The organism is Nitrincola nitratireducens, from assembly GCF_000585235.1.
GTDB lineage: Bacteria > Pseudomonadota > Gammaproteobacteria > Pseudomonadales > Balneatricaceae > Nitrincola > Nitrincola alkalisediminis.
In genome coordinates, this window is record NZ_AONB01000012.1 from 107,401 (window position 1) to 120,242 (window position 12,842).

Sequence of the window (12,842 nt, forward strand, 5' to 3'; positions counted from 1 at the left end):
GGTTTTTATGCAAAATACGGACGTACCGCGCGAGGAGTATTTCAGGGTTAAGGCAGAGGCTGAAGAGTTGATGCAGCGTTTAATCCAAGCACATGCAAAAATCGAGGTTTTGCAGAGCCAAGGCCCTACGAATCCATCATCCGCATCAGCCCCTGCCACGACGCAAGCGGATCTAGCCAATACGCCTAAGCGAGTGGAAGAACAGCAGCGTTTATTTTTAGATACATCGCCCTTGTTGGCTGGTATGAGGAAAACGCAAGCTGAATTGACACATCGTATTCAGCAGCTTGAGTCTCAGTTGAAGCAAGAGCAGGTTCAAGTGAGCTGGTACCGCACGCTGGCGCTGAAAACACTGCGCGAGGTTTACCGTAAAAGCTGGAAATACAAGCGCGAGCTTAAGGATCAAATCAAGCAGTTGCGTGCATCTGACTACTTTGATGGTAAGTGGTATTTAGAGACCTATTCCGATGTAGCGTCGTCTCGTCTAGATCCTGTTATTCATTATTTAAAGTTTGGTGCATTGGAAGGGCGTAATCCCAGTGCACATTTTGATACGCTCTATTATATCCAGCAAAATCCCGATGTGGCGAAAGCCGGGCTGAACCCTTTACTGCACTTTATTCTGTATGGAATTAATGAAGGGCGTCGCCCCGCGGCCAATCAAAAGCTGCTACCCACCTCAAACGCCACAGCCTAACGGAGTCTTTGAAGATGCATTACGAACCGCTTAAGGTAAAGGATGTTGTGTTAATGACGCCGGCCGTGTTTGGTGACGAAAGGGGGTTCTTTATGGAAACCTTTCGTCATACCGAGTTTGTTAAGCACTGCGGTCAATACGAGTTTGTGCAAGATAACCACAGCAAGTCTAAAAAGGGCATCTTGCGTGGTTTGCATTATCAGCACCAGAACCCACAGGGCAAGTTAGTTCGGGTAACACGGGGTGAGGTGTATGATGTGGCGGTTGATTTACGCAAGTCATCGCCGACCTTTGGGCAATGGGTAGGGGTGCTGTTAAGCGAAGAGAATAAGCAAATGCTCTGGGTGCCGCCGGGGTTTGCTCATGGTTTTTATGTGACGAGCGATGAAGCCGAGTTTCAGTATAAGTGTACGGATTATTACGCGCCGGGTGATGAGTATTCCTTGGCGTGGAATGATGAAAGCTTGGCGATTGATTGGCCATTGGACGGTGAGCCAAGTTTGTCTGCAAAAGATGCGCAAGGGCTAGTATTCAGTGAGTGCCCTTTATTTGATTAGTGAGCTCAGTAGGAGCGATAGGATATGATTCATTTAGATTGCACACCGAGAGATGGTGGCTATTACAATGCATGGAATTTTTCACAAGAGGTGATAGAAGACTACCTTGAGTCCATGTTGGCAGTGGGTGTCAATGCCGTTGAACTGGGTTTACGATCCTTACTGAACAAAGGGTTCAAGGGCCCCAATGCCTATACAACGGATGCGTATTTACGTTCTTTAAAAGTGCCCAGCGGCCTTACATTGGCAGTGATGATTAATGCAGCGGAGATAGTTGGTGTTGAGGATCTTCCGTCGACCTTGCGCCGTTTATTTCCTGAAGGTGCAGCAACGTCACCTGTCAAACTGGTTAGGGTTGCCTGCCATATACATGAATTTGCTGCCGCTTTACCAGCGGTAAATTGGTTAAAAGAGCAAGGCTTCTTAGTCGGCTTTAACTTAATGCAAATTGCGGATCGTACAGAAGCCGAAGTAATCGAGTTGGCAAAGATCGCATCGGCCTATCCATTGGATGTGTTGTATTTTGCGGACAGCATGGGCAGCATGAAGCCTGCTGAGGTGGGCCGTATTATTGGCTGGCTTAAAACACACTGGAAGGGTGCGCTGGGTATTCACACACATGATAACCTTGGCTTGGCGTTGTCCAATACCTTGCAAGCAATTGATGATGGCGTGACTTGGGTTGATAGCACCATCACTGGAATGGGGCGTGGGCCTGGCAATGCACTGACAGAGCAGTTGTGTATTGAGTTGGCAGAGCGCTCAGGCAAGAAAATCAATTTAACACCTTTGATGAGTCTGATCGCGCGCGTGTTTAAGCCCATGCAAGCAGAGTGTGGGTGGGGAACCAATCCTTATTATTACCTAGCTGGCAAATACGGAATCCACCCGACCTACATCCAAGAGATGTTGCAAGATAGCCGTTACTGCGAAGTGGATATTTTATCTGTAATAGATCACCTTCGTGTTGAAGGCGGCAAAAAGTTCAGTCTGAATACCTTAGATGCGGCTCGTCACTTTTATCAAGGTGAACCCCGCGGACAGTGGCATCCTAGCGAGTTGTTTAAAGACCGCGAAGTGCTGTTGCTGGGGAGTGGGCCGGGTGTTGCAGCACATAAAGCGGCCTTGGAAGCCTATATTCAGCGCGAGAAACCTATTGTGTTGGCGTTAAATACGCAATCCAGTCTTCATCAAGACTTAATTGATGTGCGTGTAGCGTGTCATCCAACTCGGTTATTGGCTGACTGTGAGGCGCACCAATCCTTACCTCAGCCCTTGATTGCGCCCGCTTCTATGTTACCTGATGACGTGAAGACAGCCTTAAGCCATAAATCTTTATTGGATTTTGGCATGGGGGTGCAAGAGGCTAAGTTCGAGTTCAATGCCAATTACTGCGTCATTCCGTCATCAATTGTTGTGGTCTACGCACTGGCGGTGTTAACCAGTGGTGAAGCGAAGCGTATTCTGATGGCTGGGTTTGATGGTTACAGTGCAGATGACCCGCGTAGCAAAGAGATGGATCGTTTGTTAAATGCCTATTTAGCGGAGCCTTCGGCTGTAGATATGGTGGCGATTACGCCGACGCGCTATCCATTGCCGAGTATTTCAGTGTATGCCCTTTAAGGGCATCGATTAACTGTTTAGAGTCGAGAGATATTTCGTGAATCAAGCGATTAGTATTTACCTGCCACTGCGCAGTGGCAGTACGCGTGTTATCCATAAAAATACACGTCCTTTCACGCCGGATGGCCGCAGTCTCCTGCAGTTTAAGCTAGATGAGTTGGTGAAAATTCTCGACCATGTAGGTGAGTTGGTAGTATCCACGAATGATCCGTTGGTGTTGGAGCAGGTTGCGCCTTATACGAGCGATTCGCGCATTAAAATTGACCATCGCCCTGATCATTTGTGCACGTCAACGACCAAGGTTCAAGATTTGATTAACTATGTTCCCAGCGTTGTTTCGGGGCAGCATGTTTTCTGGTTGCACGTAACGGCACCCTTTTTTACAGCCCAGGATTATCTAACTGCTTTAGATGAGTACCAAGCGCAGGTGATTGACGGTGATTACGACTCTATTATGTCGGTGAATAAACTTCAGCAGTTTATTTGGGATGATAACCAGAAGAAAATCATCAACTGTGATCGCAGTGTCAATCCTTGGCCTAACACCCAAGATCTAGCGCCGCTCTATGAGATCAATCACGCGTTTTACATTAACAGTGTCGAGAACTACAAAGCGTTTCAAGATCGAATTGGGCGCAATCCGTGCTTGTTCATCACAGAGGGTGAAAAGTGCATTGATATTGATTGGGAGGCGGATTTTAAGTTGGCCCAGAATATGCTTGTTAGTTTGATGATGCAAACACAATAAGGCTATTTAAATGTATCAATCCTATGTGTTCGATTGTGATGGTGTGGTGCTCGACTCAAATAAAGTCAAAACCGATGCCTTTTACAAAACCGCCATCCCTTTTGGGGAAGAGGCGGCTAAGGCGTTGGTTGATTACCATGTCGCCAATGGCGGCATTTCACGCTATGTCAAATTTGCTAAGTTCATTGATGAAATGCTGCCGCCGACATCGACTAAACCTAATTTAGACGATCTGTTGGCGACCTATGCAAATGAAGTGATTGCGGGTTTGTTAAGTTGCCAAGTGGTGGAGGGGCTGCATGAACTGCGTGCCCTGAGTCCAGACAGTCGTTGGTTGATTGTATCGGGCGGGGATCAAGCCGAGTTGCGAGAGGTCTTTGCAGAGCGTGGCTTGGCTGAGCTCTTTAACGGTGGCATCTTTGGCAGCCCCGATACCAAGGACGACATTCTTAAGCGCGAGCTGTTGTCGGGGAATATTCAGCAGCCTGCGTTGTTTCTGGGCGACAGTCGTTATGACCATGTGGCCTCGTCCGCGGCGGGTTTGGATTTTGTCTTTATTACGCAATGGAGTGAGTTTCATGAATGGCCTTCGTATTGTGCGGAGCATCAGTTAAAAACCGTTGAAAGTTTAACTGAGCTGACGCAGAAAATTTTTTAAACCTTTATACACGACAGTCACTAGGGTGTGTTTTTAATGGATACGAATACAGGCGCATCGGCTTTTGCGCGCGGTAATGATTACTTAGCACAAAAAGACTTTGTGCTGGCTATTCGACACTACATGGAGTCGTTGCGTGAGACCCCTGTGATGCAAGAAGAGGCGATTTTTAGCCTCCGTTATGCGATAAAGCAACTGAAACGTGCTCCCGATCAGGCTGGGTTAGGTCAAGCGGTGTGGGTGGCTAAAGGCTCAGCGTCTGAGCCGATGGCAGAGGAGCTGCAGCGCCATCTAGACAGCCTTGCCAGTACGGACATTTGGGTTGATGCCAGTGGCGATCTAGACACTCTCTTTCCTAAGCTTACAGTCGCCGATCTAGAACGCTTGGTGTCACAGGTGTTGAGTCATCCATGTGCGCTTGTTGTGATGCTGGATGCCTCGCGTGATGCCTGTGTGATGGCGGGGCTTTATCAAGTAATCTGGGGCACATGTATTGTGGCCGACGTGCGGTTGCAGCCAGTCTTGTCAAATCCAGCGATCAGTCAAGCGTTATTGGCAGGTGAGAGTAAGGTAGTGCTTGCATCCTGTGTGGATCATTGGGTGAGTTTTAATTTTCATCAACATGTTCATTCTGCGGCGGAGTATCTGCCTTTAGCTGCTGCACCGAGTGTGAATGAAAGCACGCAACGCCGTTTCTTACACTACCGTCAGCTTGCCTTACATGAGCCTTCGTCTTATACACGTGAGATTCAAAGCCGCGTATTCAATGCACACTTGGCCCTGTTGCAAGCCGTTAGGTCACCTGAATCAGATGTCTTGCAGGCTTTGCGCGCTGACCTTTTACAGTCCGGCCCGTTGGATCGTTCGGTTGCATCGGCGCAAAAAGTTGCGGTGCTGGTGCATTATTATTATGAAGATATCTGGCAGGAGATTGCCGAGTATTTAGATCAAATAACCTCATCCTTTGATTTGTTTATTACAACGACCTCCAACGTAGGGGCAAAGGTTGTTGCGGATATTGCCAAGCGTTACCCCAGTGCCCGTGTGTTTGTGTCGCCCAACAAAGGCATGGACATAGTGCCCTTCTTGAATGTGATTCCCTTAATGGTGAATGAGGGCTATGTTGCCGTTTTAAAATTACAAACCAAGAAGGGTGACAGTCATCTTGCGACCATTTGGCGCGATGTGATGCTGAAGTCTTTAATTGGAAAAACCGCTCAGTTTGATCAAGTCGTGACCGCATTTAAACACGATCCTGATTTGGTGTGTGCAGGCCCAGCAACCTTGTTTCAGTCTGCCCCCCGGATCATGTATGAGAATTTGACCAACATACAGCGTTTGACGGAGCAGGTGTATGGGTGTGCCTATCCCGAAGGGGATTGGGGCTTTTTTGCCGGAACCATGTTTTGGGCAAGGCCGGAGTCCTTGCTTGCGTTAAGCCAAGTTGCGAACTTTACCAATCCCGAGTTGACTGACGACTATAAAGTGGATGGCAAGCTTGAGCACGCGATTGAGCGTTTTTTTGGTTTAGTACCTGTTTTAACCGAGTCTAAAATTGGTTTGTTGCAGCCGACGTCGACGGCGCTGGATGAGGTCGATTTGGTGTGTGTTGCACCGGGTCAGGCGGTCGGGCAGGCCGATATTGGTGCCTTGATGCGTCAGTATGAGCGTTTGCAAGCCGATTACGCATTGGTTCGGTCTTATGAGTTGTTTAATGCTCAACACTATTACGTGCAATGCCCTGAGCTCAAAGCGTCGCGCACCGATTTGATTGTGCATTATCTGTTAAGTGGCACCTACAAGGGCCTTTCACCGGATCAGGCTTTTTCACCTTCTCAATATCGGGCGCTGAATCAAGACGTCGTCAAAGCCTATGTAGAGCCCTATGTGCACTATTTGAAATCCGGTGCACGTGAAAAGCGCGCCTTATACAAGGAGCCTGCGGCACTGGAGGCCAATGCGGCACATTTACGCTATGCCGTACTGAATCAGCAGCTGATTTCCTGGCCGGATTTGGTGAGTAAAAAGTACGATCAGGATCTGGTTTCAATTGTGATTCCAGTATACAGCCAGCCTGAACTTACTGAAGACTGTATAAAGTCGTTAATTCAGTGTAAAAACAAGCGCCGATGTGAAGTGATTTTGGTGGACAATGGCAGTGATGCGGTCACCGCCGAGATCTTGCAACGTTATGCCCAAGAGTACGAGTGGATACATTGCGTCAGCAATGGTGAGAATATGAATTTTGCCTTGGGATGTAACCTTGGCTTCAATGCCGCGAAAGGCGAGCAGGTCATTTTCTTAAATAATGATACAACCCTAACCGACGGTTGGGTTGATCAGTTGGTTGCGCCCTTAAGCGATGCGTCGGTGGCGGCGGTTCAGCCTAAGTTGTTGTTCCCAGATAACACGATTCAATGTGCGGGTGTTGTCTTTAATGCCTGGAGCAGTTTGGGGTATCCCTTATACGCAGGCTTTGAGCCAGAGGGTAAAGAAGCTAACACACCGCGTGAGCTTCAGGCGATTACAGCGGCCTGTATTGCATTAAGGTCGCAGGATTTTGCCAAGCTAAAAGGCTTTGATCCTATTTTTGTTAATGGCCAAGAAGACGTGGATTTATGTTTACGCCTGACTCATGGCACGGGTAAGCATTGTTATTATCAACCAGAATCCTTGGTGTACCACCATGAGGGTAAGAGTCAGGGACGTGGCAAGTATGTCCTGCGCAACCGTCAAGTGTTTTTACGCCGTTGGGAAAGCCGTATTCGCGCCGATGATTTAGCCATTTATGCAGCGGATGGTTGGCAAGTACAAGGCTGGACACTTGATCTGCCTGAGAAAACCCAGCAGGGTCTTTCTATTTATCGTCCTGTGCTGGGGCATCAACCCGTTCAGCCAGTGTTTGCAGAGCCCTTTGTCGACTTTGCAACGCAAGATGAGGCAAGGCAAAAAGGGGCGAAGCTGGATACCGCCTTTAGCGGGCAGCGCGAAGTGAACCCTGATGCGCCCAGCGTGCTGGTGTGTGCGCATGCAGCGGGCGTGCATTTGTTCGGTGGCGAGCGTAGCTTTTTAGATATGCTGGATGCGCTGAACGCAATGCAGCTGAATGTAGTGGTGTCGGTGCCGGGTGTTCAGAATTTTGACTATCTGGCTGCGATTCAGGCGCGTGCCAGTGCCGTGTATTGTTTGCATTACCCGCATTGGAAAGAGTCGTTAGTCCCGGATCGCCGTTCGATTAATAAGTTTAAATCGATTATCCAGCATCATGGCATCGAGTTTGTGCATTGCAATACTATTATGCTGCGTGAGCCGATGCTGGCAGCGAGAGAGTTGTCGGTGACAACCTTTATGCATATTCGCGAGTTAATCAGCCAAGACACGGCGATTGCGAAGCACATTGGCCTATCAACCGATGCCATCATCGATAAGATGTATGAGCGCACGGATTACTTTATTGCAAACTCCAAGACCACGGCGCAGGATTTTACGCGTGGGCGCAATACCTTTATTGCACCGAATATTGTTCAGGTGGACACGCTGGATATTGCCAATTCGATCAAACCTGAGTGTATTGTGTTTGGTTTGATCAGCAGTAATCTCCCGAAAAAAGGCATTTACGAGTTTGCGGAGCTGGCTAAGCGTTGTGCGAAGTCTGCCCCCAATGCACGTTTTGCATTTGTTGGGCCGAAGTCGGGACCAGAGTGGACAAAGGATATTCAGGCATTAGAAGCGGCCGTTAAACGGGGTGAGCTACCCAATAACATTTTTTTTACCGGTTACAAAGCAACCCCTCTAGACGCCTTGCAAGAGGTGAATGTGGTGGTGAATCTGTCGCTGTTTGCGGAGTCCTTTGGGCGTTCGGTTGCGGAGGCGTTGGCAGCCAGACGGCCGGTGATTGTGTATGACAAGGGCGCTTTGGCTGAGTTGGTGCAGGAGGGGGTGTCCGGTTATGTTGTGCCCTTTAAGGATCTGGATGCTTTTGAGGCTAAGATCCTGTTGATGTGCCAACAGCCCGAGCGCTTAGCGGCCATGGGAGAGGCCGGGCGTCGTTTTATTGTCGAGCAGTATTCACCCAAGACGCTAATGCAACGTTTTAATGCTGCGTACTTAAGTGGTTATTGCCAGCGTATTGATGTGCGCCTTGCCCGCCATAGTGGAGGGGTGAATGGCGCGTTACTGGAGCGTACAGCAGCCCATAGCTCTTTCAGTTTGAAGACGTTTGTTGAGCCAACCACCATTATCATTCCTGTGTATAATGCGGTTAAAGAGACAGAGTCGTGTATTCGCAGTGTGCTGAGGCATACGGATCTTGATACAACTCGACTCTTAATTATCAATGATGGTAGCCCCGATGCGGCGGTGCGCCCTATGTTGGAGCAGTTTGAAGGACTGCCAAAGGTTCAGATTGTTCACAATGAGCAAAACATGGGGTACACGTGCACCATCAATAAAGCGATTCAGCTAGCCGGTCGGGACGATGTGTTGTTGCTGAACAGTGATGCCTATGTCACGCCGGGTTGGTTTACTGGTATGAGGATGGCGGCGGCCAGTGAGGAGAAGGTGGGCACGGTAACGGCCATGGGAAATCATTCCGGTGCGTTCTCGTTTCCGGTCCAGGGCGTTGAAAACCTGCCGCCACAGGGCTGTAGTTACGATGAGTTTGCCAGTACGATCACCTTGAATAATGCCTCAATTAAGCCTTTGGCCCTACCGACGGGCAATGGGTTTTGCATGCTGATTAAACGGTCTTTGTTGGATGAGATTGGCCTCTTTGATGAAGAGGCATTCCCTAGAGGCTATGGTGAGGAGAACGATTTTTGTATGAATGGATTCAAGTTAGGGTATAGCAATTTATTGTCTCCTTGGTCGTATGTGTTCCATGTGCGCAGTGCCTCTTTTAAGGGAGAAAAGGCGCAGTTGTTGGAGGCAGGGGCGCTGGCATTGGAGAAGAAACATCCTGACTATCCAACGTTAGTGGCAGCGGCGTTTTCAAGTGCTTCCATGCGAGCACTGAGACAGCATATTCATCAAACAGTAGGGGCCATCAACTCGAAATGGGTTGGTCGTAAAAGTGTTCAGCAATGAAGTGGTTTAAAAAATACAAGCTGCATAAAGCACGCAAAAGGATAGAAGCCTCGGGACTGTTTGATCCGCAATGGTATTTGCAAGAATACCCGGATGTGTCTGCGTCGGGTATGCATCCTTTGGTTCATTACATTAAGTTTGGTGTTAAGGAGGGGCGTTCGCCGGGTGTCTTTTTTAATGAGGCATTTTGTGATGCGCATTCGACACCGAGTTCAAAGCTGTATCCGGTGTACTGTTATTTTAAGTATGGTTTGGATACGCCGGATGCGCCGGTTTCATCACCCGTCACTCCTCAGCTGAGGGCACTCAAAACGCCGGAATTTGAAGCGTCGATTAAGCCGTCAAAGTCTCAGGTATTACCTAAACAACCATCCTATGCGGCCTATTGTTTAGTATTGAATACAGCGGATGTGGTGAACTCTGATGTATCGGGATTGTCTCAGTGGGCCAATGAAGCACGTGTATTTGTTTTTGCGCCATTGGCCTTGGCTCCTGAAACAGTGGAGCGTTTGTGTCAGGTGTTACCTAAGGCTCGTTTTGTGTTTTCGGCGTCGGATAGCCTGAAGAGTTTTGCTGAGTTTATACCGGTCTTGATGAATGAAGGGATAGGTTGGTGTGCTCTAGCGGGCCTTGGTTCATTTCAGGAATTGAAACCGCTTGCCAAGAGTGAGGTGTTGAAGCGAGCGTTTGCATCAGAGATGGAAGGAGTTGGGTTTCAGTTAAATAAATCGAGTGCTGTTTCACAGCCATTAGGCTCGTTAAGTGCTCATCAGATGATACAAAAAGGAGTGATGTTTGTTGCTTTACATCTCACTTTAGGGGATTGGGTGCAGAACAGTGTCTGTGTTCGACGGGTCGACTCTGCGGGTAAAGAGGTTTTGTTTTCAGCAGAGAGGGTTAGTTTTAATTGGTATTCTGTCAAGCGTTAGTTCGACCTTGTCTTTTTATTAAGGTTTATATATGTCCAGTAAGTTAAGTCAAGCGTCAGTCAGCCAGGCCTTTTCGGCATTTAAGACATTTTTAGGTATTCAGCCGGCTGTTGCTGCTTCTGAGTTTGGTTTTGAAAAATTAGAAAAGAAAGATTATCCATTGCTTGCGGAGCAGTGGTGTGAGTCTGCTGAACTAATTGAGTATGAGAGTTTAAATGCATTTTTAGAAAGTGATTCTGCATCAAAAACGACGCAAGAGAGTCTTGAAGAGTTTGTGTTGAATTTTAAAAGTGAAGAGTTTGTTTCTAATTCAGTTGCGTCTGCTGTTGAGCATAATCAAATTCGATGTACGTTATCGCATTTAGATGCCCCGGCTATTTGTGATACGAGCTTTCATTCATCGGTGGTCAATCTACTCAAGTTTGATTATTCGGGTGGCCATTTTTTTGTATTTCAGTATGTCAGTTCGTATGACGCTGTGTATTTTCCTGAGTTTAAGTTATTTTTGCTGACGGGGCATGGCAGTAAGGTATTATTTTTTACTGAGCTGGTAAAAGCGTTTTTTGCTCAGTTGAAGGCGAGTGATGTCGATAAGCCCAAGAGGTTTGGTGGAGTTTTGACTGCGCATGGTCGTCCATCGCATACGTTTTATGATTGTTTGCCTGCGATGTTTCATTTGCATCGTAAAAAGCTCTTAAAGAAAATACCCTTTTTTGTGCAGTTGGAAGGGTATGATTATGTTCAGTTGCCGGCTGTTTTTTCTGAAATTACGCCTGAGCGGTCTGCCACCTTAAAGCCTGCTGAGTTTTCAAAGCGCATGGCGGCTGAGGGCAGCTTTTATTTTCATGTCGGGTTGTTATTTAAGCAGCGTTTGCATTTAAAGTTGGTGAATGCGTTTGATAAGCATGTGGTCAAGGCGGCGCTGCATCAGCCATTTGATGCCGTTAAGTTTAAGGGCATTGATGATACGCTGTTGATTTGGTTTGGGGTGACGTCGCAGAAGCGCTCTTGGATTGAGCAGGTGGATGCCTGTGCTGCATTTGTGAATCATTTAGCGACAGAGTATTCCGATGTGGCGTTGGTGGTGGATGGTTGGACAAATCCGCATTCGCCACGTGCGTTGGATATAGAGGAGTCGGCTTCGGATCGTAAGTTAATTAAGCAGATTAAGTCTAAGCTGTCTAAGACTATTCCGGTGTATTCTGTGATTGGTGAGACGCCGTTTACTAAGTTGCAAGTGGCGAAGCGAGTTGCCTTTTTTATTGCAAATCAGATGACGGGGTCGATGTTGGTGTCTCGTTTTTGCGAGCGTCCGGGCATTACGCATATGAGTCAGGCATTTTTTAAAGATTCGGCGGCTCAGAGTGTGAATAAGCATGCGGTTGCCTATCCGATAGAGAAGGTGAAGGATGCGGTTGAGGATCTTGATAAGCGTATGGATCAGGTGAGTTATTCAATCGCTGTGCCGGATTTTGTTGAGTTTGCAGATGGTGTATTCAAGAAGCAGTTTTCTTCGATTCAGGCGTATCTGTCTAAGCAGGATTTGGCTTCTTCTACCAAAACGGCGTTTGATTTGTTGACGAAGTTGGAGCCTAAAAAGGATTTGGTGTCGGATCAAGAGGCGGCGTATTGGCGTTCGACGGGTGATGATCCAATTTTTATGGTGTGTTCGACGTTGTTGCCTTTGATTAAGCCGGATACGTATGATTTTAATGTTGCGTTGGATTTTAAGTCTTTGGCGCCTAAGAAGAAGGGACGGGTGTTTTCGAAGGTGTATATTGATTATGGGCAGGGGTATTCTGAGCAGCAGGCGTTGGTTGTTGAGTTAAAGGAGGGGGTAGGGTCTGCTCAGTTTACGGTGGGTGGTAATGTGATGGGGGTTCGGTTCGACCCGACGGATTGTGAGGCGGTGTTTAGGATTGATCGTTTGCAGATTGTTCGGTGTTGATTGTAGTTTGTTTTGTGTGGGTTTATTTCTTGGTTGTGGGGGGTAGGCTAGGTTTGCTCCATTTGTGACACGCGTTTAGCTGTTTATTCCTTGGTTGTGGTGGCTAGGCACTCCACCCATTCCTTCCAGAGAGACGCCGTGAATATGTCCCTATAGGCTTGAATGCCGCATCCATGCGGCATGCACTCTCTGAAAGAAATAGGTGAAGTGCCTTGCTGAGGCTTGTGGTGTTTTAGAGTAGCTGAGTTCTGGGAGGGTATAAAATGAAAAACTTAGTCCGTTATTCTGTGATACGTTTCATGCCTTTCGCTGAGACTCAGGAGTTTGCTAACGTAGGTATAGTGATTCATGCACCTCATATAGGAAGTGTATTGTTTAAACTGGCCAATAAACGATTTAGTCGAGTCACACAATTTTTTGATGACTTAGATGGGCAGTTGTATGCTAATGCAATCGAAATGTTTTGGCATGAGCTTCAAAGAGTTCAAGACTTTGCTAAAAACATGAGAGGTAAAGAGTTAGCTGCTTTTATGGACGAAGTGACCAGGCAGAGAGAAGGTTTTTTAACATTTAGTGAAACAGCGGTGCTTTTAACTA

General features: G+C 47.5%; 9 protein-coding genes. All 9 read left to right on the forward strand.

The features are described 5' to 3' along the window. The first annotated feature begins 7 nt into the window (after window positions 1-7). Window positions 8-697 carry a hypothetical protein gene (locus D791_RS19710; protein WP_081763843.1) on the forward strand — a complete coding sequence of 230 codons (690 nt, stop codon included), beginning with the start codon at window positions 8-10 and terminating at the stop codon, window positions 695-697. Window positions 698-711: 14 nt separating this feature from the next. Next, entirely contained in the window at window positions 712-1,254 is a 543-nt protein-coding gene (gene rfbC, locus D791_RS11355; RefSeq protein ID WP_036511683.1) for a dTDP-4-dehydrorhamnose 3,5-epimerase, read from the forward strand. Window positions 1,255-1,278: 24 nt separating this feature from the next. Further along, window positions 1,279-2,877, forward strand: a complete 1,599-nt coding sequence (locus tag D791_RS11360; protein WP_036511685.1) for an aldolase catalytic domain-containing protein — start codon at window positions 1,279-1,281, stop codon at window positions 2,875-2,877. Window positions 2,878-2,914: 37 nt separating this feature from the next. Further along, window positions 2,915-3,625: an acylneuraminate cytidylyltransferase family protein gene (locus D791_RS11365; protein WP_036511687.1), complete on the forward strand. Its 711-nt coding sequence runs from the start codon at window positions 2,915-2,917 to the stop codon at window positions 3,623-3,625. Between the two features lie 10 nt (window positions 3,626-3,635). Next, on the forward strand, window positions 3,636-4,283 hold the full coding sequence (locus D791_RS11370; protein WP_036511689.1) for an HAD family hydrolase: 648 nt from the start codon (window positions 3,636-3,638) through the stop codon (window positions 4,281-4,283). Window positions 4,284-4,319: 36 nt separating this feature from the next. Then, window positions 4,320-9,368: a glycosyltransferase gene (locus D791_RS19015; protein WP_051514455.1), complete on the forward strand. Its 5,049-nt coding sequence runs from the start codon at window positions 4,320-4,322 to the stop codon at window positions 9,366-9,368. After that, window positions 9,365-10,297 (forward strand): hypothetical protein, encoded by a 933-nt coding sequence (locus D791_RS11380; protein ID WP_036511691.1) that lies wholly within the window; start codon window positions 9,365-9,367, stop codon window positions 10,295-10,297. Before D791_RS19015 ends, D791_RS11380 begins: the two co-directional genes overlap by 4 nt. A 31-nt stretch (window positions 10,298-10,328) precedes the next feature. After that, window positions 10,329-12,245, forward strand: coding sequence for a hypothetical protein (locus tag D791_RS11385; RefSeq protein WP_036511693.1), 1,917 nt, complete (start codon window positions 10,329-10,331; stop codon window positions 12,243-12,245). 263 nt (window positions 12,246-12,508) lie between these two features. Next, a partial coding sequence (locus tag D791_RS11390; RefSeq protein WP_036511695.1) for a DUF3037 domain-containing protein occupies window positions 12,509-12,842 on the forward strand: 334 nt, incomplete at its 3' end.